The organism is Brevibacillus sp. NRRL NRS-603 (assembly GCF_003013445.1).
Lineage (GTDB): Bacteria > Bacillota > Bacilli > Brevibacillales > Brevibacillaceae > Brevibacillus > Brevibacillus formosus.
The window spans coordinates 311,898-336,702 of sequence record NZ_PXZN01000016.1 but is presented as its reverse complement, the minus strand read 5'-3'; the positions used below and the strand labels follow the sequence as shown (position 1 = coordinate 336,702).

Annotated in this window: 21 protein-coding genes; 1 reads left to right on the top strand and 20 read right to left on the bottom strand. The window is 48.7% G+C overall.

Annotated elements, in window-relative coordinates; genetic code table 11:
* From C7R94_RS16825 to C7R94_RS16755, 15 genes are all read right to left on the bottom strand, one after another.
* Positions 1 to 786, bottom strand: a complete 786-nt coding sequence (locus tag C7R94_RS16825; protein ID WP_047068363.1) for a cell division protein FtsQ/DivIB — start codon at positions 784 to 786, stop codon at positions 1 to 3.
* A 131-nt stretch (positions 787 to 917) separates the two neighbouring features.
* Positions 918 to 2,174, bottom strand: coding sequence for a UDP-N-acetylglucosamine 1-carboxyvinyltransferase (murA, locus tag C7R94_RS16820; RefSeq protein WP_106783047.1), 1,257 nt, complete (start codon positions 2,172 to 2,174; stop codon positions 918 to 920).
* A gap of 15 nt (positions 2,175 to 2,189) precedes the next feature.
* The gene (gene murB, locus C7R94_RS16815; RefSeq protein WP_047068365.1) at positions 2,190 to 3,095 is read right to left on the bottom strand and encodes a UDP-N-acetylmuramate dehydrogenase; all 906 of its coding nucleotides are present in this window, start codon (positions 3,093 to 3,095) and stop codon (positions 2,190 to 2,192) included.
* A 102-nt stretch (positions 3,096 to 3,197) separates the two neighbouring features.
* The gene (gene murG / locus C7R94_RS16810) at positions 3,198 to 4,301 is read right to left on the bottom strand and encodes an undecaprenyldiphospho-muramoylpentapeptide beta-N-acetylglucosaminyltransferase (RefSeq protein WP_106783230.1); all 1,104 of its coding nucleotides are present in this window, start codon (positions 4,299 to 4,301) and stop codon (positions 3,198 to 3,200) included.
* 78 nt (positions 4,302 to 4,379) lie between these two features.
* Positions 4,380 to 5,474, bottom strand: coding sequence for a stage V sporulation protein E (gene spoVE / locus C7R94_RS16805; RefSeq protein ID WP_106783045.1), 1,095 nt, complete (start codon positions 5,472 to 5,474; stop codon positions 4,380 to 4,382).
* Between the two features lie 66 nt (positions 5,475 to 5,540).
* On the bottom strand, positions 5,541 to 6,905 hold the full coding sequence (gene murD, locus C7R94_RS16800) for a UDP-N-acetylmuramoyl-L-alanine--D-glutamate ligase (protein WP_106783041.1): 1,365 nt from the start codon (positions 6,903 to 6,905) through the stop codon (positions 5,541 to 5,543).
* Complete coding sequence (gene mraY, locus C7R94_RS16795) at positions 6,902 to 7,873, bottom strand: phospho-N-acetylmuramoyl-pentapeptide-transferase (protein ID WP_106783039.1); 972 nt, start codon at positions 7,871 to 7,873, stop codon at positions 6,902 to 6,904. The genes murD and mraY overlap by 4 nt, the downstream gene beginning before the upstream one ends.
* Before the next feature lie 42 nt (positions 7,874 to 7,915).
* Positions 7,916 to 9,394 carry a UDP-N-acetylmuramoyl-L-alanyl-D-glutamate--2,6-diaminopimelate ligase gene (locus C7R94_RS16790; protein ID WP_106783036.1) on the bottom strand — a complete coding sequence of 493 codons (1,479 nt, stop codon included), beginning with the start codon at positions 9,392 to 9,394 and terminating at the stop codon, positions 7,916 to 7,918.
* A gap of 152 nt (positions 9,395 to 9,546) precedes the next feature.
* The gene (locus C7R94_RS16785) at positions 9,547 to 11,475 is read right to left on the bottom strand and encodes a stage V sporulation protein D (protein ID WP_106783034.1); all 1,929 of its coding nucleotides are present in this window, start codon (positions 11,473 to 11,475) and stop codon (positions 9,547 to 9,549) included.
* A gap of 64 nt (positions 11,476 to 11,539) precedes the next feature.
* Entirely contained in the window at positions 11,540 to 14,026 is a 2,487-nt protein-coding gene (locus tag C7R94_RS16780) for a penicillin-binding protein (protein ID WP_106783032.1), read from the bottom strand.
* 149 nt (positions 14,027 to 14,175) lie between these two features.
* Positions 14,176 to 14,589 (bottom strand): cell division protein FtsL, encoded by a 414-nt coding sequence (gene ftsL / locus C7R94_RS16775; protein WP_106783030.1) that lies wholly within the window; start codon positions 14,587 to 14,589, stop codon positions 14,176 to 14,178.
* Between the two features lie 33 nt (positions 14,590 to 14,622).
* Positions 14,623 to 15,567: a 16S rRNA (cytosine(1402)-N(4))-methyltransferase RsmH gene (gene rsmH, locus C7R94_RS16770; RefSeq protein ID WP_047068373.1), complete on the bottom strand. Its 945-nt coding sequence runs from the start codon at positions 15,565 to 15,567 to the stop codon at positions 14,623 to 14,625.
* Positions 15,568 to 15,584: 17 nt separating this feature from the next.
* Entirely contained in the window at positions 15,585 to 16,016 is a 432-nt protein-coding gene (gene mraZ, locus C7R94_RS16765; protein ID WP_007717680.1) for a division/cell wall cluster transcriptional repressor MraZ, read from the bottom strand.
* A 151-nt stretch (positions 16,017 to 16,167) separates the two neighbouring features.
* A complete protein-coding gene (locus C7R94_RS16760; protein ID WP_047068374.1) occupies positions 16,168 to 17,427 on the bottom strand; it encodes an adenosylhomocysteinase in 1,260 nt (419 codons plus the stop codon).
* Between the two features lie 83 nt (positions 17,428 to 17,510).
* Entirely contained in the window at positions 17,511 to 18,407 is an 897-nt protein-coding gene (locus C7R94_RS16755; RefSeq protein WP_233220581.1) for a LysR family transcriptional regulator, read from the bottom strand.
* A gap of 143 nt (positions 18,408 to 18,550) precedes the next feature.
* On the opposite strand from C7R94_RS16755, the gene C7R94_RS16750 reads away from it, so the two are divergent.
* Positions 18,551 to 19,813 carry an APC family permease gene (locus C7R94_RS16750; protein WP_106783025.1) on the top strand — a complete coding sequence of 421 codons (1,263 nt, stop codon included), beginning with the start codon at positions 18,551 to 18,553 and terminating at the stop codon, positions 19,811 to 19,813.
* 39 nt (positions 19,814 to 19,852) lie between these two features.
* Here C7R94_RS16750 and C7R94_RS16745 read toward each other — a convergent pair whose 3' ends face one another.
* The 5 genes from C7R94_RS16745 to C7R94_RS16725 all read right to left on the bottom strand — a co-directional run bounded on the left by C7R94_RS16745 (position 19,853) and on the right by C7R94_RS16725 (position 24,783).
* The gene (locus C7R94_RS16745) at positions 19,853 to 20,905 is read right to left on the bottom strand and encodes an S-layer homology domain-containing protein (protein ID WP_106783022.1); all 1,053 of its coding nucleotides are present in this window, start codon (positions 20,903 to 20,905) and stop codon (positions 19,853 to 19,855) included.
* 161 nt (positions 20,906 to 21,066) lie between these two features.
* Positions 21,067 to 22,689 (bottom strand): bacillithiol biosynthesis cysteine-adding enzyme BshC, encoded by a 1,623-nt coding sequence (gene bshC, locus C7R94_RS16740; RefSeq protein WP_106783020.1) that lies wholly within the window; start codon positions 22,687 to 22,689, stop codon positions 21,067 to 21,069.
* Positions 22,690 to 22,812: 123 nt separating this feature from the next.
* Entirely contained in the window at positions 22,813 to 23,370 is a 558-nt protein-coding gene (locus C7R94_RS16735; protein WP_007717657.1) for a helix-turn-helix domain-containing protein, read from the bottom strand.
* Between the two features lie 52 nt (positions 23,371 to 23,422).
* Positions 23,423 to 23,821, bottom strand: a complete 399-nt coding sequence (locus C7R94_RS16730) for a DUF3397 domain-containing protein (protein WP_106783018.1) — start codon at positions 23,819 to 23,821, stop codon at positions 23,423 to 23,425.
* Positions 23,818 to 24,783 carry a ketopantoate reductase family protein gene (locus C7R94_RS16725; protein WP_106783015.1) on the bottom strand — a complete coding sequence of 322 codons (966 nt, stop codon included), beginning with the start codon at positions 24,781 to 24,783 and terminating at the stop codon, positions 23,818 to 23,820. The genes C7R94_RS16730 and C7R94_RS16725 overlap by 4 nt, the downstream gene beginning before the upstream one ends.
* Between the last annotated feature and the right edge of the window lie 22 nt (positions 24,784 to 24,805).

Genomic DNA, 24,805 nt, shown 5'->3' with positions numbered 1-24,805 from the left:
TTACTGCTGTGGCTGCTCTTGCCCTTCCTGTATTGGAATAGCCCCTTGAGCCCCGTACGGAATGAACCACGGCTGCTCAAACAAAGAGAGCACCCCTTTTGTATCTGGCGGCAATTGTTTCACGATCGCCGGGTACCAGTTCATCATCTTGTCCAGCTTGTAGATGACGCTTCTTACCTCATTCCCGTCACGCATGTACAGCGTTACACGTTGCTTGTCGTAAACCGTTGGCGTCAATGTAATATCCGAAATCTCCGCGAGTACGTCTGGCGATAATTTCGATAGAGACTTGGCGAGATGGGGAAGTAGCTCAGGTGAGGCCCACGAGCTAATCAATGGCCTGTCCACTACCCGCTTGGCGAAATTAACCTGTTTGAGCACATAGCCATTGTCCAGTAAGGCATAGCGGCTCCTGTCCTGCCCACTCCAAAAAGCGACGCGCTTTTGTTCGGTGATATGTAGCGTGATCAATCCGGGGAAAGAGCGGCTCACCGTCACATCTTTAATGGCCTCTAATGGTTTCAAGTTATTTCGTACACTGTTCTCCCATACGTTTAGAAACTGCATGTCCTTTATTAAGCCAGATTGTGCAATGATTTGCTCCGTCGTATAAATATCATTACCAATGACTCGAATCTCTTGCACCTTACTGTAAGGGGAACGGATAAAAACGATGATGAGAATGGTAAGAAAAAACAATACCAGCAGAAAGACCAGCTTGCGGTTGCCCCTTCTTCTGGGGCGTTGTTGCTTGACTTGCGGAATGCGTTCCTCATTTACCGCCATGGCCGTACCCTTCCTCATGTTTTTTAGGCTCATAGCCCAGACAGATGTAAATTGCTGGATGTCCTTCGAATAAATGTCATTGAACAAAACAGGGAAAGCGGCATAACATTATGCCGCCCACTCTCCCTCGGTTACATCGATACTCGTGATATATCGGCTCCTAATTGGCGCAGCTGCTCTTCCAGCCGATCGTATCCACGATCGATATGATGGATCTGATTCACCGTGGTAATACCTTCTGCAGCAAGCCCTGCGAGGACTAAGGCAGCACCTGCTCGAAGATCAGTAGCTTCGACATTCGTAGCGGTCAATTTGTTGACACCCCGAATAATTGCGGAGCCAAGATCTACGTATATAGAGGCGCCCATTCGCGCCAATTCATTCACATGTTTGAATCTTCCTTCAAAAATAGTCTCTTTGATGACACTCGTTCCCCTAGCCTGTGACAGAAACACCATCAACTGCGCCTGCAAATCGGTTGGAAACCCAGGATATGGCGAGGTGATGATCCGGTCGTAGGCACGTGGACGGGAGGTGCTTTTGATTTCCATTATATCATGGTGGGTCTTGATTTCAACACCGCAGCTACGGGCGACCTCAATCAGTGCCATCAATTGCTCAGGCAGTGTATTGGTTAATTCGATATGTCCCTGTGAAATACCAACAGCCAGCAGATAGGTTCCTGTCACAATCCTGTCCGGTATGATCCGGTAACTGACGGAACGCAAACGAGGTACACCACTGATCTCAATCGTATCCGTGCCTGCCCCTCTGATCCGCGCTCCCATTGCATTCAGGAAATTCTGGAGGTCGATGATTTCCGGTTCTCGTGCTGCATTACATATTCGAGTCGTGCCTTTTGCCAGCACAGCCGCCATCATGATATTTTCCGTCGCGCCCACACTAGGAAAGGAAAGAAAGATATTGGACCCACGCAATTGTTTGGCCCGAAATGTAATGTAGCCTTCCGATTCTTCGATTTTGGCTCCCAGCGCAGTCAATCCAGCCAAATGCAAGTCAATCCTGCGCTCTCCAATGTCACATCCACCTGGCCTGGAAATCGTGACCTCACCCAGACGCGCCAGGAGTGGTCCCGCCAAAAAAATCGAAGATCGCATTTGGCTCATTAAATCATCCGGCACCTGCGGGACACAGACAGACGTTGTATCCAGATCGACACATCCGTCCTCATGCTTCGTATTCGCCCCAAGCAATGTCAAGATTTCGAGCATGACCTTAATGTCTTTTAGATGGGGGACGTCATAGATATAGAATTGCCCTTCCGCGAGCACAGCAGCGGCAAGAATGGGAAGAGCAGCGTTCTTAGCACCTTGGATCCGAAGCGAACCGGACAGAGGTCTTCCGCCTTCGATCGCAAAAGTCTCCAAACTTTCACCTCCGTGTTACCCCTCGCCCACCACCAGGACTTCCGGATGCAGGTCAATCCCATTTTTCTCGAGAATGGTGCTCCGAACGTGATTAATCAAGGTGAGGACGTCGGCAGCCGTTGCCCCTCCGCAATTCACGATGAAGTTGGAGTGTTTTTCTGAAACCTGAGCTCCTCCGATCTGATAGCCCTTCAGCCCTGCTGCTTCAATCAGGCGACCTGCGTGGTCATTCGGCGGATTTCTGAACACACTGCCAGCACACGGCATCTGAAGTGGCTGTGTATTGCGCCGTCGTTCCTTATTGGCAGCGAGTGTCGCCGCAATCTCCTTGCGGTCGCCCGTCCTCAATTGAAAACGGGCCTCTAGCACGATCCCTTTTTGCTTTTGCAAAAGAGAAGTCCGATAGCTAAAGCTCAGTTCCTCGTTACTCAACACTTTACTTTCGCCGTTTTCGAAAAGGATTTCGGCATCAATAAGAATACGTGAAAGATCAGATCCGTGTGCCCCCGCATTCATATAGACGGCGCCGCCTACCGTACCAGGAATCCCTCCTGCAAACTCCATACCTGTTAATCCCATTTTGCCTGTCTCCACCGCCAGGCGGATCATGGAATATCCGGCACCCACACACACCTCTTCGCCCCTGAACTCACAGTGGCTCAAACCCTCGGCCACTTTAAGCACGGCTCCACGTATCCCTCTGTCCCTCACCAGAAGGTTTGAACCGCGCCCGATTACACTCCAAGGAATTTCATGACGATGGAGGATCTGCAAGGCTTTTTGCAAGGATGCTTTATCCTTGGGTTGGATTAACAAATCAGCAGGACCCCCGATCCGCCACGTTGTATGATTAGCAAGGGGTTCATCGGTCCACACTTTTTCGATTCCTGCTTGCATGAGTTCATCTGCGATCTTTTTCATTTGTGAACCTCCTGATACGTTTGCTAGGTCGGACCTAGTCTTCTCACGTGTTTGCTCCATACTATGCGTTCGCCCAGATCGGCGTGACAATCGCCTATCTGATCATTTTTTTCGTGTAATCGCCTCTAATTGACGGACAATCTCCGTTGCTGCTTGCGGCATCCCCAAGGAAAGTGAACTATTTTTCATCTCTTCCCATTTCGCTGGATTGGCAAGGATATTTTCCAAGGAAAGCAGCAAGCTCTCTCCGGTAAGCTCCCGCTCTACGATAACATGAGCTGCTCCTGCGCGCTCTAATCCCCTTGCATTTTTCTCTTGATGATTGTTCGTGACATACGGGGACGGAATCAAAATCGAAGGCACACCTAGTGCCGTTATTTCTGCCAAGGTAGATGCTCCTGCGCGGCCAACCAATACATGCGTCGCAGCCAAAACATCCGGCATATTATGGACGAACGGAAGCACAGAAATGTTACTTGGAAGTGTTCCCAGTTCACGAAGCTGTGCCGAAATCGTTTCAAAATGAACGTCGCCCGTCACATATACAAAATGAGTATCGGCATATTTACCCAACTGCGTAACAACAGAGAGCACCGCCTCATTGATTGCGCGCGCTCCCCTGCTGCCACCGAAGATCAGCACGATTTTTTTGTTGTTGTCCACGCCCAAAAAGCTACGGCCCGCCTCTGCATTACCATGCATGACTTCCGTTGCACGCGGATTTCCGGTCAGTACCGTTTTTGACGGGGGAAAATGAGCAAGCGATTCTTTGAACGAAACAGCCACACGTGTAGCTGAACGAGAAAGAAACTTATTGGTCAAGCCCGGCACTACGTTTTGCTCATGGATCATAGTTGGAATCCCCAAGCGCGAAGCTGCATATACGACTGGACCACATACGTAGCCACCCGTACCAATTACGACATCCGGTTTGAAATCGCGCAGCATTTTCTTGGCATCACCAACAGCCCGGACGAATTTCCACAAGGTCTTCAGGTTGTCCAACGACAGCTTGCGTTTCAATCCGCTAATTTCTACCGATTGGAAAGGAATGTTTGATCTCGGAACTAAACCTGCTTCCAAGCCTTTTTTACTGCCAATATACAAAAAGGCAGCCTGCGGATTTTGGCGGGAAACTTCCCTCGCCACCGCAAGCGCCGGATAAATATGACCACCTGTGCCACCGCCTGTTAAGACGACACGCATACGTTCACACCCTTTTTTGAGAAGGAGTAGCAATAAGCTGATGTACATGCCTATTGCGTACTCCTGTTGAGGTTTCTATTATCGTGAAAAACGAGAGATGTTCAACAAGACGCCTACACCAGTGAGCATTAGTGTCAAGGATGAACCGCCGTAGCTTAAGAACGGCAACGTGATTCCTGTCACCGGAAACATCCCTGTCACAACACCAATATTGATGACAACCTGGATGGCAATCATCCCAATAATTCCTAGCGCAAGCAGGCTTCCGAACAAATCTGGAGCCGTAATCGCCGTCCGCATTCCCCTCCATAACAAGAGGAGGAAAAGCAGGAGAATGAGCGTGCCTCCAATAAAGCCTAGCTCCTCGGCGACAATTGAGAAAATAAAATCATTGTAAGGCTCTGGCAAGTACAGATGCTTCTGTCTGCTTTGTCCAAGGCCAAGACCCAACAAACCGCCGGGACCTATCGCGTAAAGGGATTGGATGATTTGATAGCCGGTATTGAGCGGGTCAGACCACGGATCGAGGAAGGACGTAATCCTTTTGATTCGATAAGGGGCTGACAAAACCAAGCCGATGAAGCCAACAACTCCGATCATTCCCAATCCGACAAAATGACTGACCCGCGCACCTGACGCAAAAATCATGACTACTGCCGTTCCCATCAAAACCGTCCCAGTACCCAAATCCGGTTGAAGCATGATCAAGCCAAAACACAGAACGGGGATTCCCAAGGCAGGTATAAGACCTTTTCGAAACAAGACAATTTGCTTCTGATTATCTGAAAGCCACCTCGCCAAGAAAGCAACGACTCCAAGCTTTGCAAACTCACCTGGTTGAATTCCGAAAGCTCCAAAACCAAGCCAGCTTTTCGAGCCATTTACCTCGATACCGATGATCAGAACCAGAATCAACAGACCGATGCTCACCAAATACCCCGGCTTGGCCCATTGCTTCCACACCCAGTAATCGATATTCATCGTAATGTACATCGATGTAATCCCTAACAAAGCGAAGATCAGTTGCCGCTTGGCAAAAAAATACGGATCGGAAAACGGCGGCTTTTGCGCCACGATCGCGCTGGCACTATACACCATCACGATGCCAATTCCCAATAAAAAAAGTGTTGCAAAAATAATTACGAAGTCGGGGGCAGAGCGCACCTTGCTCATTGTGCCAGGTCATCCTTTCTCATGCCGTCCCGCTTTTGTCAAATTCGTGATGGTACCAGTGGGACGTTATGCTAGGCTTGTTTTAAGTCTATGCACGCCGTCCTTAAACATGCTCCCCCTTGTCTCAAACGAAGGAAACATGTCCCAACTCGCACAAGCAGGGCTCAGTAAGACCACATCGCCTGATTCGGCCAACTGGGAAGCAGCAAGAACGGCTTTTTCCACAGTATCGACATGGATCCGCTCATTAATCCCTGCTTCCTGAGCACGTTCCAGTAAAATCGGAGCCGTTTGCCCGAGAGCGATGACTGCTTTTACCCGACCTTGGATCACAGGCAGCAGTTCCCGAAAATCAACACCACGATCCAGCCCGCCGCAAATCCATACGACCGGCTCCTTGCATGCTTGCAAGGCGCGCGATGCCGCTTCCGGATTGGTCGCTTTTGAATCATTGAAGTATTTGACACCGCGAATCGAATCTACGAACTCCATCCGGTGCTCTACCCCCGGAAAGGTAGTAAGAACTTGTATAATGGATTGCTTGTCCGCGCCTACGAGCTTCGCAACAAGAATCGCTGCCAGTGCGTTGTCCAGATGAGGAACGGTAATATCCTCTATCGCAACGATTGGCTCTTTATTCCCATTCCCATCCGCAAACAAGATCAAACCATCCTTGACAAAAGCTCCCTTTGGCACCTCTTGACTCTTGCTAAAGTAGTAGATGGCTGCAGGGAGGTCTTTGCATTTTTCTACGATCTCAGGCTGGTCATATGGCAGAATAGCTGCGTCATCTGCCGTTTGGTTGGCAAACATTTTCAGTTTGGCTGCCAAATACTCTTCCATGGTGTGATGGTAATCCAGATGAGCAGGGTACAGATTGAGCAAAACACCGATATGCGGGCGGAATTCCCTCGTCCCCATCAGTTGGAAGCTACTCAATTCGGCAACGAGCCATTCGTCGGGACCAGCTTCCTCCGCCAGGCCGCACAACACGGTACCAATGTTGCCTCCTACCTTGGCATCCAGACCCGCTTCTTTGAAAATCAGTCCGACGAGCGTCGTAGTCGTGGTCTTGCCATTGGAGCCTGTAATGCCGATAATCGGTGCCTTGGCAATCTGGGAGGCCAGCTCCACCTCCGTCACAACAGGAATGCCTAGTGCCTGCGCCTGTTTGACGGGTGCTGCTTCATACGGAATCCCCGGATTTTTGACCACAAGCGATACGCCTTCATGAATGAGATCATCAGGGTGATAACCGCAAATGACCGGAATCCCCAACGATTCCAGCTCTTCTATCCCCACTGCTTCTTCACGTGGCTTTTTATCATTTACGACGACATGCGCACCAAAGCGGTGTAGCAGTTTTGCCACTGCGACACCGCTCTTTGCCATACCAATAACGACGACATGCTTATTATGAAAACGCATCATCTGATTGTCACCACCTCAAGGTATACACCCAATCCAGCAAAGAACATACCGACGAGCCAGAACGTAACAACCACGCGCCACTCTGACCAGCCTGTTAATTCAAAATGATGATGCAGGGGACTCATACGGAAAATACGCTTTCCACGTGTCTTAAAGGAGACTACCTGCATAATAACAGAGAGCGTCTCAACAACAAATACCCCACCGATAATAGCCAAAAGCAATTCCGTCTTGGTCATGATTGCAATCCCCGCGAGCGCTCCACCAAGTCCGAGCGAACCGGTATCACCCATGAACACACGTGCCGGATGTGCGTTGAAGACGAGGAAGCCAAGTAGCGCACCTACAACAGCTGCACTAAAAATAGCAGTGTCATAGTCTTGACCAAACCATGCGATGATCGCATAAGCACCGAAAGCAATTGCTCCCGTCCCTGCCAGTAGTCCATCCACTCCATCGGTGATGTTAACGGCATTCGTTGTACCTACCAAGAGGAACAGCAGGAATGGGAAGTAGAAATAGCCGAGCTCCAGCTTCCACGGTGTGCCTGGCAGATGAATGGACGTGTCATGCCCCATCATGAGCAGCAAAATATAAGCGCCGATTGCCAAGACAATCTGACCAGCAAACTTCTGTTTGGCGGTCAACCCGAGATTGCGTTTTTTCTTGATTTTGATGAAATCATCCAAAAACCCGATTAAACCGTATCCGAGCGTCACCAATAACAGGAAGTAAACTTCGATTTTCGCATTGGCAAACTTCAACACGGTAAATATGAGTGCCAAAAGAATGATGGTGCCTCCCATGGTGGGAGTTCCAGCCTTCTTATAATGGGATTGCGGTCCTTCCTCACGAATTGCCTGCCCAAATTTCAGGCGGCGAAGGAAGGGAATAAACAATGGGCCAATGAGTACAGCGATGAGAAACGCAGCGACGATCGTGACGATTAGGACGTTGTCAACGAACATGCCCGAGCCTCCTTTCTTTCGATGCAGTGTGTGGCATCTGTTCTATTCTTTGTTGTACCGGGCAATCGCTTCGCGCGCAACTTCACGGTCATCGAAGGGCAGCACCTGGTCTTTAATAATTTGATACGTTTCGTGTCCTTTTCCGGCGATCAAGATCACATCGTCCGGCTTTGCAAGGGAAACTGCATGGGCAATTGCCTCGCGTCGGTCTGTCAGTGCCGTATAACGTTCAGGTGCCACTTCCGACAAGCCAGCCAGCATGTCATCGAGAATCGCCTGTGGCTCCTCCGAGCGCGGATTATCTGATGTTAAGACGGTCAGATCAGCATATTTCGTTGCAATCTGCGCCATGATTGGGCGTTTGGTTCGATCCCTGTCGCCTCCGCAGCCAACAATGCAAAATACGTTGCCACGGGCAAATTCCTTGACAGTCATCAATGCATTTTCCAAGCTATCTGGCGTGTGAGAGTAGTCGACGAGCACCGCAAACGGCTGACCAGCATCTACTGCTTCAAATCGCCCGTTTACACCCGCTACCTCTTCCAGGCTCGCTTTGATCGCTTCTAGTGGAATACCTTCTGCGAGTGTAACCGCGATGGCTGCCAAAGCGTTATACACATTGAACTTTCCCATCAGCTTCAAGTTCAGACGGGCACTGCCAGCGAAACTCTCGACTGTAAAAGCAGTCCCTTTACTGGTGATTTCAATTTGTTTTGCCCTTACATCCGCTGGTTGATCGATGCCGTATGTAATGACTCGCGCCGGTGTAACGGTGGCATATAATTCGGACGCCTCATCATCCGCATTCAGTACAGCCGTTTTTAGACGGTCTGTGTCATAGCTGTTGCCCAGCTGGGAAAACAACAATGATTTGGCGTAGCGATAGTTTTCCATCGTTTTATGGTAGTCGAGGTGATCCTGCGTCAGGTTGGTGAAAACCGCTGTATGGATTTCGCAACCGCGGACTCTTCCCAGCTCCAGTGCATGAGAGGAAACCTCAATAATCGCATAGTCTGTGTTTACATCGCACATGCGACGAAAGCTTCTTTGCAAATCTATGGCATCTGGAGTCGTATTTTTGACTTCCTCCGTTACGTCTCCAATTCTCATATGGATCGTTCCGATTAAGCCTGTTTGCTTGCTTTGATCACGCAAAATTTTGTCGATCAGATGCGTAGTGGTCGTCTTGCCATTTGTCCCCGTTACGCCAATGACTTTTACTTCTTTCGTAGGAGATCCGAAAATACGATCAGCCAGCATAGCCATTGCCCGCCGGGTATCCGGTACTTTGACAATAGTCGCTGGCACGTCCAGATCTTGTTCGGATAACACGGCAACGGCACCATTCTTCACCGCCTGGGCCGCGAACGTATGTCCATCCACGGTATATCCAGTCAGACAGACAAACAAGTAGCCGGGCTTTACCTGGCGCGAGTCTGCTGTCAAACCCGTAATCTCCATGCTGTCATCCCCCGAAACCGTTACTGGCAACAAAGGCATGAGCAGATCCCGTAGAAACATGAAACAGGCACCCCATTCTCCAACTAGTATAGACAGAAATTTAAACATTTGTACTAGGCTACGCCGTTCATATAGGCGCAGTCTTGACGAACAAAGGCAGAGCGAACGTAGACAAGCCTACTCCCCTCCGCCTTCGAAATCTCATTTTATAGCTAATTGGTCGATTTGTCACCAAGGTATATGCGAATTTTTCCGCCTTCATCAATTTTTACTCCGGGTGCAGGGGACTGCTGGATGACGTACTGGCCTTTACCTGAAACGACTAGCGGTAGAGTATCATATGTTGTCACTACGTCTCTCATGGATTGTCCGACCATGTTTGGCACTTCGATTGGCGCCCTTTCTCCAAGTGCTTTGTTAATTTCCTTGGGGATGCCATCTTTTCGTTTGGGTACATTCAAATGTTGCAGGGAGGATTCCATGATACTTTTTACACTCGGGGCGGCAATTAATCCACCAAACGCCAGTGCTTTCGGATTGTCTACGGCGAAATATACGACGATCTGTGGATCATCAGCCGGCGCAAAGCCGATAAACGACACGATGTATTCCCCATCGACGTAACGACCATTTTTTACTTTTTGCGCAGTTCCCGTCTTTCCTCCTACCCGATACCCTTCAATATATGCCTTATTTCCCGTTCCTTGCGCTACCACACTTTCCAGCGCATGCCGAACTTTGGCTGAGGTCTCCTCGGTAATGACCTGTCGAACTTCTGTCGGCAAGGTCCTCGCTACGACATCGTGTGTCACACTATCCCGCCATTCTTTGGCGACAAACGGCTTCATAAGTTTGCCACCATTGATGGCAGCCGAGACCGCAGCCATTTGTTGAATCGGCGTTACCGATACCCCTTGACCGAAAGAAGTCGTCCCAAGCTCTACGGGTCCCACTTTATTCAAATTGAATAACAACCCGTTTTCTTCGCCGATCAAATCAATCCCTGTCTTTTGTCCGAAACCAAATTTTTTGATGTAGTCAAAAAGTCTTTCTTTTTGCAGCCGTTGGCCCATCGTAACAAAGCCAGGGTTACAAGAATTCTCTACCACTTCCAGCATGGTTTCCTGTCCATGCCCTTGGCGCTTCCAGCAACGCAATCGCTTCCCTGCCACGTTTATGAATCCCGGATCGTAAAAGCCCTCGTTCAGATTGATGACCCCTTCGTTTAAAGCGGCAGCCAGTGTCACAATCTTGAATGTGGAACCAGGCTCGTATGTTTTCCAAATAGGAAGATTTCTATTGTACACCTCTGAAGGATAGTCCCTGTACGCATCCGGTTGAAAAGTCGGGCGACTTCCCATCCCCAATATTTCTCCTGTCTTTGGATTCATGGCGATCGCCAGAACATCATCCGGCTGATAAGCGACCACCGCCTGATCCAGTTCGCGTTCGATAAAGGATTGGATCGTACTGTCGAGGGTTAAGTACATGTCCATGCCGTTTACGGGTGCTACGTAGTCTTCGGTTCCACCGGGGAGTACACGCCCTTTGGCATCTGACGGAAATGAGATATGTCCCTCAGTCCCCATCAAGAAGGGATCGTAAATTTTTTCAAGCCCTGTCAACCCTTGATTGTCAATACCTGTGAAACCGAGAATATGGGCTGCCATATTTCCATTCGGGTAAAAACGCTTGGTATCCCCTGCCAAGTAAATACCTGGCAAATTCAGTTCTTGTATTTTTCTCGCCTTTTCAACAGACAGTTTCCTTCCACCTGGAATCTGGTTGTTGCTCATTTCTTTTTTCGTAATGGCACGAAATACATCTTCTTCTTTTTGCTCCAAAATGACGGCGAGCTGTCTTGCTGTTTCTTTAGGGTCTTTGATTTGCGCCCCTACCGATACAAGTGTGGGGACCGTCATATTCGTCACGAGCTCATTTCCGCTTCTGTCTAGAATACGACCGCGATTGGGTTGAAATTTAATTTCCCGTTTGAGCAGTTCATCTGACATTTGCGAGAGTTTCGGTCCCTCTATCAATTGGACATAACCCAATCGGGTGACAAGTGCCGAATACAAAACGACTCCTACAATCAAGATGATAAAAATACGACGGCGTACAGTAGCATTGGATACCCGCAAAGCGAGTCCCCCCTCAAATAGGTTGTCTCTTCTTAACCTTATTCGCAGGGGGGACTAGTTAGAACTATGGAGTTGTCGTTGTTTGTGTTGTTTGCGTCGATTGGTCTCCTGGTTTGTCAGGAGGTGGGGCCTGTCCAGAAGCTGGCGGCTGCGCTGCCCCACCTTGTCCAGTTTGCTGACCGGAAGATGGTGGAGCCGGATTATTTCCTCCTGCTGGATTTGTCGTTGTAGTATTATTCGACCCCGGATTGTTTGGCGTGGTTGTAGCAGGCACTGTGCTACCCTCCTGACCAGGAGGAGGTGTTGCCGGTACAGATGGTTCCGACACGGATTGAAGCGTCACCTGAAGCAGCTCTGTACCTTGGAGCACCGTTCCCGGAGGAATACTTTGTTGGGTGACGAAGCCAGTTCCAGTCGATTTCATTTCGAGATTGATCAAAGAGCTGAACTCCATGACGTCCCGCAATGATTTTCCTTTGAAATCAGGCATCTTCGTTCCTTTTACCCTGTCCGTTACAAGGATGATCTGTTCACCTGGAAGCACCTGATCATAAGCTTCCGGATATTGTTTGACGATTTTCGTACCTGTTCCAGCTACCGTAACCGTCAAATTGTCCTGCTTCGCCCGCATTTGTGCAGCTGTCGTGGACATCCCTTCAAACTTTGGCAATGTCTTCGGTGTAGCTGGTGCGGATGCCAGCGCTGCCTGCGTTGCTTTTTTCGATGTTTCCTTTCCACTCTGTTTATTCTTGCCTACCGACAGATCAGGCTGCTGCTGCAAATATTGCAGGCTGCGTTCCATGATGGATGTAAACATCGGCGCGAGCATCATTTGACCCCACATTGCATACCATGCATCTGTTTGCGGATCGTCAATGACGACATAAACCAACAGCTTCGGATTGTCTTTTGGCGCAAAACCGATGAAAGAACCAACGTAACGTCCATCCATAATTTTCCCTGTGTTGGGATCATATTTTTGTGCCGTTCCTGTCTTCCCTGCTACTTGGTACCCTTCAATTTGATATTGTTGACCAGTCCCGGGCTTTTCGGAGACAACCTTACCTAAAATGTCGCGTGTCTGTTTCGCAGTTGCTTCACTTACTACCCGCTCCACAACCTCACGTTGCGTGCGATTGACGACTGCCCCCGTGTGAGGATCGCGCATTTCTTTTACAATATGAGGTTTTAGAAGCTCTCCTCCATTCGCGATTGCCCCTACAGCAGCAACCTGCTGGATCGCCGTAACCGTCGCTGCTTGACCATACGTTGTTGCAGCCCAGTCACGTGGTGACCGAGGTTTCTCCAGGTTGTTCAAATTTCCTGCTTTTTCGTAAGGAAGCTCAATTCCGGTTGGTTGACCCATCCCGAATTTTTTGAAGTATTTCTTCAGACCCTCCAGCTTCAAGCGTTCATAACCCAACTTAACGAACAATACGTTACTGGATCGCTGAACCCCTTCTAAAAAGCTGATGGTTCCCCAACCGGCACCATTGTTGTGGTCACGGATCGGAATCTGCCCCTTGATGGTGTATGCACCTGATTGATAGGTTTCATTCTGATTAAACATTTTTTCTTCAATCGCTGCTGCCAGCGTAATAATCTTAAACGTAGAGCCCGGCTCAAACATTGTGGTGACCGCATGGTTGTTGTAGTTTTCAATCCCGTTGTAGTACATATTCGGGTTAAACTGCGAGCGGTTGCCCATCGCCAATACCTCGCCCGTTTGCGGGTCGGTTACAATGACCGTCATGCCCTGCGGCTTGTACTGCTGCTCCACCTTATCAAGGGCTTGTTCTACATAATCCTGTATCTGGCGATCAATGGTGAGATATACATCTACGCCGTCTATTGCCGGAATGTACTCCCCTTCTCCGTCCGGCAGCTGGTAGCCTGCGCGATCCCTTTGGTAGGAAATATGCCCCTGTTTGCCAGCCAATTGTTCGTTCAGTTGCAGCTCAATCCCCATTTTCGGTTCATCATACAAATCAAGATAACCGATCACATGAGAAGCGAAGGCGTTATTCGGATAAACCCGGCGAGTCGTTTCAGTCAAATAGATTCCTGGGAGCTGATTCTTTTTGAGCTTCTCACCACTTGGCAGTGTCGGATATTGCAAATTTTGAATTCGGTTCCTTTGCTCTTCACTGATCTTTAACCCGTAGCGTCCCAGTTCCACGACTTTGTTCGGCTTGGTCAAATTCTTCACTAATTCCGGAACAGGCGCGTTCAAAATGGGAGCCAGCATATTCGCTGTATAGTAAGGATCTTTCACAAAATCTTCGTCTTTATCATTGCGCGGCTTCAGTTTTGCGTTTACCGTGTATGCCTTCCCGTTATACGCCAAAATCTCGCCGTTTCGATCATAGATCGCCCCGCGCTTCGGCTTCAAGACTTGCTGCCTGTCCCACTGTACTTGAGCCGTCTCCATGATTTCGGTAGCTTTGACGGTCTGAAGCCAGTAGATTCGAAAACTCAACGTCGAAAAAATCAAAATCGTACACAAGGCTACCATGAGAATTCGCCAATTTACTTTTCGCTTCCATTCCATCTCCATTCAACTCCATCGCATCAAAAGATCGCCCGCTCCCTAACCCAAGAAAATGTATTTTTGGGGAGACGAACACATAATAGCCGAGTCAGGAGCAGACTCTGGCCCAGCTAAGAAAAAATGTTACCGCACATAAGGGGCAGTAACATTTAAGGTTTTTTAGGTTGTGTTTGTGGCAGAGAACTCGCCTGTACTTCTGGTTTTCCGATCGTATGTACAGCAGCTGGATTGTATACCATCCCCTGCTTCTCTGCTTCTTTTTGCAGGCGATCCCGGTTAGTCATTTGTTCAATTTGCAATTTCAACGTTGCATTTTTTTCTGACGTTACACGGTTTTCATGTTTGGTGGTCTGGATTTCGTAATTCAACTGGGAAATTTGCGAGTAGCGGACACCCACTAGACCCAAGCCGACGACGGTTAACGAGATAAATAAGAGATACAGCAATTTTTCTCCGGTCGGAATCGTTGGCTTGATTCGAACCGTGCGCTTTGTTGTCTTCGTTACAGAGCGGGATTTTTGTTCCAACTCCATAGCTAAATTTCCTCGGTAGTAATAACTCATCGCTTCTCCCTCCCCTTTCTCGTCGATCCCGGTCTACAGCTTCTCCGCTACCCGTAGTTTAGCTGATCGTGCACGATTGTTAGCTTCCAATTCTTCTTCTGATGGCAAAATCGGCTTTCTTGTAATGACTTTTACTACCGCTTTATTTCCGCATGTGCAAATCGGAAAGGCCGGCGGGCACGTGCACCCTTTTGAAAAGTCTTGATAAATTTGCTTGCAGATTCTGTCCTCTAGTGAATGAAACGTGATGACACTTACGCGACCTTCTGGATTCAAGACCTCAATAGCATCGACGACGGCCTCTTTGAATGCATCCAGTTCATCATTGACTGCGATCCGAATTGCCTGAAAGGTACGCTTCGCCGGATGGGGTCCGGTACGGCGCGCAGCGGCAGGAATTCCTTCCTTAATCAACTCAACGAGTTCACCTGTTGTTTGGATCGGCTGCTTCTTCCGCTGTTGAACGATTTGCCGGGCAATTCGCCGGGAAAATTTCTCTTCTCCGTACAGCCAAATGATCTTGGCAATCTCTTCTTCATCCCACTCATTGATAATGTCATAGGCGGACAATGGCGCTTGTTGATCCATTCTCATATCCAAGGGCGCATCCGCATTGTAGCTGAAGCCACGCTCTCCCTCGTCCAATTGTGGAGAGGATACCCCGAGGTCAAATAACACCCCGTCTACACCATCCAAGCCTAAATCTCTCACAATGTCTTTGATATGACGGAAGTTGCTCTTTACCAGCGTGACTCTGTCCATATAGGAAGCGAGTCTTTCGCGGGCATTATCCAGTGCCCAATCGTCCTGATCGATGGCGATAAGTCGACCGCCCTCCGTCAGCTTGGAAGCAATCAAACTGCTATGCCCAGCTCCGCCGAGTGTACAGTCTACATAAATGCCTCCAGGACGAATGTTTAGCCCTTCGACAGCCTCATCCATCAAAACGGTTACGTGATGAAACGACAATGTCGTCACTCCTGTTCTTCTCGCTGCTACAAATTAAAATCAACCAGTTTTTCGGCAATTTCTCCGAAAGAGCCTTCAGACTGGGCAAAATAATCTTCCCAGCGTTCCTTGCTCCATACCTCTACACGGTTTGACACCCCGATGATCACACATTCTTTTTGCATGCCTGCATGCTCACGTAAATTGGGTGGTATGTTTACCCTTCCCTGCTTGTCCCACTCGCATTCGGTGGCACCTGAAAAGAAAAATCGTGTAAATGCGCGAGCATCTGCTTTTGTAAATGGGAGAGACTTGAGTCTTTCCTCTAGTTGTTTCCACTCATCTTGCGGATAAGCAAACAAACATTGGTCAAGCCCGCGGGTAATAACAAAGGAAGTGCCTAGCCCTTCACGGAATTTGGCTGGGATCGTCAGGCGGCCTTTTTCGTCGATGCTGTGCTGATATTCCCCCATGAACACGCCCTGGTCCCCCACTTTCCTGTCGGTTGGCTCCACTTTCCCCCACTTTTCCCCACCTTGTACCTATTTGTTATTATAAAAAAAAATCCTGCGTTTGTAAGCAGGATTTTTTCGCATATTTTTTTGCCGGGAAAAGACGGGATTCGAGGGACTATTCGACCCAGCTTTCCAGGTAGGATTTTTGCTCATCTGTCAATTTGTCGATTCCGATGTTCAGAGCTTCCAGCTTGTACTGAGCTACCATTTGATCCAACTCGAATGGTACGTTCAGCACTTTCTTGCCAATGTTTTTGTACTGTTCATTGACATAAGCCAAGGATACCGCTTGCAGAGCAAAGGTCATATCCATGATTTCAGCCGGATGTCCGTCGCCAGCAGCCAAGTTCACGAGACGGCCTTCTGCGAGCAGATACACTTTTCGACCATCAGCCAAGACAAATTCTTCAATATCTTTACGCACAATACGGGAGGAAGTCGACATGGCATTCAGATCGACCTTGTTTACTTCGACATCGAAGTGACCCGCGTTGGACAAGATTGCGCCATCTTTCATCACAGCAAAATGCTCTTTGCTGATGATATCGCGGTTACCTGTCACCGTTACGAAGTAGTCACCATGCTTCGCAGCTTCGAGCATTGGCATTACTTCAAATCCATCCATGTAAGCTTCTACCGCTTTGATTGGGTCGATTTCGGTTACGATTACTTTTGCGCCCAAACCTTTTGCACGCATCGCTACACCTTTACCGCACCAGCCATAGCCAGCTACCACAACGGTTTTACCCGCTACAACGAGGTTTGTTGTACGGTTGATACCATCCCATACGGATTGACCCGTACCATAGCGGTTGTCAAACAAGTATTTGCAGAATGCATCGTTTACGGCAACCATCGGGAACTCCAGCTTGCCTTCTTTCTCCAACGCTTTCAGACGCAGAATACCTGTTGTCGTTTCTTCTGCACCACCGCGTACTTGAGACAACAGATCACGGCGCTCGCTGTGCAAAATAGTGATCAGGTCGCCACCGTCGTCAATGATCAGGTCAGGACGAGTTTCTAGTGTTTTGATCAGATGCTCTTTGTATTCAGCAGGATCTGGATTGTATTTCGCAAATACACGGATACCGTCTTCCACCAATGCTGCGCAAATGTCATCTTGCGTGGAAAGCGGGTTGGAACCAGTAATGGTTACTTCAGCGCCACCAGCTTGAACTACTTTTGCCAGATAAGCCGTTTTTGCTTCCAAGTGCAAGGAGATCGCAACTTTCAGGCCTGCAAACGGCTGCTCTTTTTCAAAGCGCTCACGAATGCGGTTTAATACAGGCATGTGTTCTTTTACCCAATCAATCTTCAGATGGCCGTTGTGCGCCAACGACATATCTTTTACGATGCTTTCAGATACTGTGTTCATGTACGGATGGACCTCCTTTTATCTCATAAAGCAACCTTGTCTATCATATCATACGCAAGTTCAACCATCATCAGTTTTTCCAATTATTTTCCTATTATCGGCAATTTTCGCTCTGCGGTCTCTACCGTAAGCAGCTCCAAAAAACGTAACAAAGCCTGAGGCATCCATTTCTTTTTATGGTAGACCAACTGTCGGAAAACACGGATATCCGGATGGGAAAACGAGAGTATTACTAGTGTACCATTTTTCACTTCTTCTTGTACGACAATTTTCGGAAGTAACGCAATTCCTAAATCATAGGCAACACATTGTTTGATCGCTTCCAGACTACCAAATTCAAAAGAAGTTTCCACGGCGGCTCCTGCTTCACGCAACACCGATTCCATCAGCCCTCGGTAGCTGCATCCCTTTTCTGTGAAAATCCAGGTTTCTCCGGTAAAATCGTGAGTTTCTACCTTCTCTTTTTTCACCAGCGGATGGGTAGGTGCAGCAACAACAACTAGTTTTTCCTCACCTAAAACGATATTTGTCAGCTCAGATTGATCTTGGAGCCAATCGAGCACAAAGGCGAAATCGAACTTCCCTTCCTTTACCCCCTGCCTCAAGTCTTGGCAAATGCCCGGCGCAAGCATGATCCGCATACGTGGCTGCTCCAAGCGAAATTTTTGCAAATAAGGGGGTAAATAAAAGGCCGCCAATGACTCCACTGTTCCAATACTCAACGTTCCCGCCAGTTGCGCTTGCTCTGACAAATTCGCTCTTGCCTCATCTAATACAGTTAGCAGCTGTTCGCTGTAGCTGAGAAGCACCTCGCCTGCATGGGTAAGCCTGATTTTTTTGCCCCAACGCTCAAATAGGCTGACACCGAACTCCGATTCCAGATTTTGAATTTGGGTCGTCACACTCGACTGCGCGTAGCCCAAAATTTCTGCTGCACGAGTAAAGCTTTGGCATTTTGCTACTTCACGGAAGGTTTGCAAATAACGAGTATCCAGATTCCCCCCTCATTTCATCGGAAAAATCGATTCGAATCATCTAATATTATAGATAACTCCGATAATTAAGTCTATGCTACACTTCAGTTACCAACGACAAGGTAAGTAAAAAAGTGAGGGATCTACCTATGGGGAAATTATCTACGCAAGCCCCCGGTCTAGCCAAAACACTGCGACTTCCGCACATCGTCGCCTTATATATCGGGGCGGTGATCGGTTCCGGCGTACTGCTCATCCCCGGACTCGCAGCGGAGAAGGCTGGTCCTGCTTCCATTTTAGCTTGGCTCGTCATGTCTGTTCTCGTCCTGCCCATGGCCATTACGATGGGGCTGTTATCTGCTCGTTATCCGAGCTCAGGTGGAGTCTCTACCTTTGTACGGACAGCGTACGGAGATCGTTTCGGAAACATGGTAGGCTGGTTCTTTCTCTTGTCTGTCCCGATTGGCGCACCGATTCTGAGTGTTACAGGGGCCAACTACATTTCCATCCTGCTGAACTGGAGTGAGTCGCAAGTATATGCGGCGGCGGCTCTGCTTCTTCTCGCTGTCCTTATGATGAATGTTGTAGGCTTGCATGTAGCTGCCCGTGTCCAAACGATTGTTGTCTCGCTGATTATCACGATTTTGATTTTAGCCGTTGTCGCCAGCATTCCGCATGCATCTGTCACTCACTTTGTCCCTTTTACGCCAAATGGTTGGTTGAGTGTCGTGCAAGCAGCAGGTCTGATGTTCTGGTGCTTCATTGGGTGGGAAGCCGTGACGCATCTCTCAGAGGAATTCGTCGATCCTGCGAAAAACGCGATTCGCGGTGTCTTGTGGAGTGCGGGAATCGTCGCTCTTTTGTATTTTGCCGTAGCCTTTATGACTGTGGCCACACATAGCTACGGGATCGGCATCTCTGCTGCCTCGCTCAGCGTCATGGTTCAACTCTCCTTAGGTCCGATCGGCGGATGGATTGTAGCCGTAACCGCCTTGTTCATTTGTATCGCTACAGCCAACGCTTACATTGGAGCTGCGTCACGCATCGCCTATTCGTTAGCCCAAGAAAAGATCGCTCCCCGCTGGTTTGGCACCCTCCACGCCAAGTACCGGACACCCACCGGCGGTCTTTTGTTTCTCGCTCTTTGTTTTGTAGTCGTTCTTAGCGTACTCTATTTCGACGTGATCGACTTGTCGAGGCTCATCGAACTGCCCAATGCTACCTTTTTTGCAACTTACATCGGTGGGTGTCTGGCTGGGGTCCGGCTCTTGCACAATAGTCGCGTAGGCCGAATCGCTTCCTGGACTTCTCTCGTATGTACACTAGGACTCTATCCTTTTTTGGGGTGGTCCGCCCTCTATCCGCTCGTGATTGCACTCGTGCTTTTTATCTGGCAAAAACGTCATGCCTGACACGAAAAAAGGCTGGGGTCATGTCCCAGCCTTCTTTTCTTATTCATCTTTTCCAATCAGTCGAAACGTTTTGCCATCGCTTGAGGAAAGGTAAAACGTGCGATCAACGCTTCCACCCAAATCACCAGCGTAATATTGAACCGTCATTCTGTATTTATTCATTCCGATTTTCGCAAAGTACATCAGCTCATTAAACTGCGGAAAACGGATATAATCATACACTTCATACTGCATAAACGAAAAATGCTCACGTAAAAACGATTCGCTCACAGGCAGGTTGTTTTTCTTTACATACGCGACCAAGTCATCAAAGCGACGAATCTTTTGCTTATCCATCACGTCACCTACAAATGACGAGACAGCTTGTGTCATTGCCTTTTTCTCGCTCTCCGTTACATTGCCAGGGTACAGCTCGTCGATTTTTGATTCCAAACGATTTAACAGGACGACTGCCTGTGCTCTGTTGATTTTGTCATCAGGCTGAAAGCTTCCGTCTGGAAAGCCAGCCAAAATCCCCATTTTGTAGACAGGGTAGACCGTGATCACCTGTGCTTCATTTTCGACCGAAAGATCCGTGAAAAATTTCGTCGTCGTTCCCCGATATTTTTCCCCTTCGGATTGATGCCCGATGGCTGCCAGCAACGTTCTTGCCGCTTCCAACCGCGTCATACTATCCGTCGGTTTCCCAGATGGCATGATACCCGCTGAAGCCAAATGGTGATATGTTTTTTCCGACCAACGTCCCGCAGCAGCCTGCAAGTAGGTCTCTTTGATAAAGCTGTCAGGCTCATGGCCTGTGAAGGAAGGTATGACGCGTTCAATCAGGGATAAAAACTGTTCTTGCGTCACCGTTTGCTCTGGCTTAAAGGTCCCGTCGGGGAATCCTTTGATCAATCCTTTTTTGGTAGCAATCCCTATTTCCTTTGCTGCCCAATGTTCATTTGTGTCGATAAATGCAGGTGAATTGGCCACGTATTCTTCGCGTGCGTCGGCCTTTTTCAATCCTACGGTTGCGATGCCCGTCAATAAAACCGACAAGCTAACAGCTAGTAGAGTGGCTTTTTTCCCGATTTGTTGTAATGTAATCTGCATCCCGAGTACCACCTTTCCCCAAAAACAATCCATTACTACTATGACGCAGAATTTGTCGGAAAAGTTTCGGCATAATTTGTAGAAAAGTTTTCCATCTGCTTAAACAATAAAAAAATAGCCGGGTCCACTTCCAGGACGATCCGACTATTTTGTACTTCTTTTTACAGGTAATAAAGTTGATGAGTACCATCATGCGAGAATGGCGCATCTACTAATCGGTCAATCAAACCAAGACCATACTTATTTGCAAACGGGAAAAACGAATGCTTTCTTTCTTGCAGCCCACCTTCAGGCAACAAAGCGGTCTCAATTCGTTGGACGCGCACATGCTCCACGTCATCTTTTTGCTGTAGCGAACGAATCAGACGCTCTTCCAAAAAGGATACTTGCTCTAACAGCAGCTTACTATTTTTCTCAGCCAGACCACGCAATCCCCCATCCAGAGAAACGACCTCCTCTACCAGCGGGCGATAGATCGACATGATCGACTCCCGTGCCGAAGCGAATTGCTGCTCTAGCGGATGTGGTGCCTGATTTTTGGACCACTCGTCTTTCCACGCGGCAAAGTCAGTCAAGACTTGTTCAACAGACAGCCCCAAGCTATCCAGCAGTCTCAGCTGAGCACCTTCCACAAGGGTAATGGACATCCGAGGCAATACGATCGGCATCTGCATCCCGAATAGCTCGAATACCTCCCGATAAAACGCCCAGTAAGCTATCTCGCCCGGACCCCCAATGAAGGCCAGTGTAGGAAACAGATGCTCCTGCATCAACCCACGGGTAACAACATTTGTGCTAAAACGCTCTGGGGAATCTGCAACGTGCTTGAGCAATTCATCACGACTGTAAGAACGTCTCCGATTGATAAAGCGCTCCCCGTGACGTTCTAGCAGCAATCGATCATCGCCCTCATAGACGAAAAGATTGGCTTGATACTCTTCCACTTGCAATTGAAGTGGATAGCCAGCCGTTGAAATCCGATCTGCTGCCCGCAGCAGCACCTTCGTTAGTTGCTCATTGTTTTCAATGATCTGTGAAAAAATGGGTTGCTGCAGTTCACGAACAAACGGCAACGAGGATTCAACCAGAACAAGACCGTGCTTGCCAAACAATTTTGCCATCAAGCGAGCAAACCACTCTGCGACTGTAGGCGAGTCTGCCGCAGTCTGCATCAGCAACTCACGAATTTGTTTGGTTTCGGTAGTCTCTGTCTGCCCCTGGAAAAACTTTTCCAGAAACTGCCTACACAGTTCAGGGTCCAAGGGTAGCGTACTTGCCGATTGGCGGCCCTTCTTATTCAGAGGCAGTCGCTCCTTATGCAGGCGCTTCCCTTCGTCCGCTCCCCAGTACACATGATCGATCTCATCGATGTCATGATCTTCGCCAGCAATCCAGAACACCGGAATGACGTTTGCCTGAAGCTCGGCAGACAGCCTCTTCGCTGCCTGAATCAGATGAATCGCTTTGTTGACCGTATAGAGTGGGCCACCCAGAACTCCTGCTTGCTGACCGCCGATGACCACATATGTGTCTGGCTGTCTGAGCAACTCGATATTTTTCAGTGCTTCAGGGTGAGTACCCATCTCTTTATTAAAACGATATAAACCTTCCACGAGCTGGTTCCGGTGAGGATAGGATTGACTTTGAAGCCATTCCACGCGTTCTCGGTAGGACTGTTCACGGTAGGGATTATGCACAAAAAACTGTAATGCAGAGGTATTTTGCTGCTGGTACTCCTGTGCCAGCGGATTCGCCAATGGAAGCGCGAGACATTCAACATTCATGCTAGCTCACCTTTCTTAGGGCCATGGTCAACCAAAATTATACCATGCTCCACAGCCACAAAAAACAAGACAACCCACTTTAATGGGTTGTCAAAGTGTAATACAGGCTCGTTCGCGCTCGCATTAAAATTGCGGAGGGGTGACGGACCAGATTAACAAAGCTTCCGTTTCTCCTGTATTTTCGATTGAGTGTGTTTTGCTGCTGTCAAATGAAATACTGTCTCCTGCTTCCAACACATGCTCTTCATCGTTGAAACGCGCTGTCACACTGCCGGTGATGACCGTGAAGCACTCTTCTCCCTCCGACTGCACGAACTTGTCGACAGCCATTTCTCCGGGCATCAGTCGCACTTCCAGCATCCCCAGCTTGGCGCTACCTCCCATCGAGAGCAGCGAATAAGTGCCCGTCGATTCAGGAAAGACCAGTTGTCTGCGTTTTTGCAAGCGAGTCACATGCACCTGCTTTTGATCAATATCTTCGAAAAAATGAATGATGGGTGACTCCAGAGCTTTGGTGATTTTCCACAGCGAATCCAGCGACGGCTGCGAAATACCACGCTCTACTTGGCTCAGCAAACCCTTGCTTAACCCTGTCTTGCCTGCCATTATTTCCAAGGTAAAGCCGCGTTCTTTCCGAATCATTCGAATCTTGTGTCCGATGGTCTCGATGGGAAGTCGCATAGTTCCAACCTTCTTTCTTATCGGAATAAATACGATATGTATCAACAGTGCTTTACACGACACCCATCGTTTTGATAATTCCGGTCGTAAACAGCACTATATAGACGAATCCAAACCAGAGAAACGACAATCGCCAGGCTGAAAATCCTACCTTTTTAAGGGAGAGCCGCCCCTTCCACTTCATCTGTACCCACCCAAGGAGTATGGTTACCACCAGGTAAAAACAGAATACCCACCACCAAGCGGAAAATGCCTCGGGCCAGATCAGTTCGTAAGCGGAAACGGCAGAGCGAATCACCAAAAGATTCGTGATATTTATCGCGAAGCGGCCTGCCAATTTCTTATTCCGCGTCATTCCATACAAGATGAAATAAACGAGCGGAAACCCAAGAAACGGCACAACCGTCAGCGTCCCCCACAAATAGGCCCAGACATTCGCCAAAATGGTCATCTATTGTCGCCTCCCTCCTTCCGTATTCCCATGTCTGACTTAAGAAGGATAATTCGAAGCAAGGTTTCGTGAAGCGGAGTCGGAATCCCAGCCCTTTTTCCTACTTGGACGAGATAGCCGTTGATAGACTGCACTTCCGTAGGTCTGCGCTTCTTTATATCCTGCAGCATGGAGGAAAGATTACGGGAAGTATTTCGGCAAATGGAGACAATTTCCTGCAAGTCTGCATCCTCGATTTTTTGTCCGGCAGACGCAGCCACTGCAGCTGCTTCCACAAATAAAGCACGCATGAGCTGTTGCGTATGTGAGTTTTCGAGGAGAGCACCATTTGGTATTTCAAAAAGCGCGGTTAACGGATTGATCAGCGCATTTGCGATGAGCTTTCGCCAAGCGAAGGGCTGTATTGCCTTTTCATAGACAGCCTCCATGCCTGTTGATATTGCCCATTCTACAAATGTGCGAATCAGTGGATCATTGCAATCAGAAGTCTCCCAAGAGCCTACGCGCAAAGTACCAGTACCGGTATGCACGACCTCTGTAGGCGACAATCTCCTTGCTCCTTCCGTATTAATCGCAAAGAAGCACTGTGTCTCCGTTAAAACGGTTCGAAGCAATTCGTAATGACCCATGCCATTTTGCAAAGCAATCACTCTTGCCTTAAAGTCTAACCCTCGTAAAGCTGGAAGCACGCTATGCAAATCTGGCTGCTTAACAGTTAACAGATACAGATTCCCTTCAGGCAATCCTTCTTCAATGGGGCTGGCGGAGACGGGAACAGTGACTGACTCGCCATTCAGCTTTTGAAAGCTGAGCCCGCGTTCATTTAGCTGATTCGCCTGGAGTGAACTGCGTGTAACAATCGTGACAGGTTGTCCAGCCAGTGCGAGCCTTGCTGCATACAGCAGCCCGACAGACCCGCCACCTATGACTACCACCTGACTCGTCATTGGCTTTAGCAGCATTTGTTCACCCACATTAATCAAT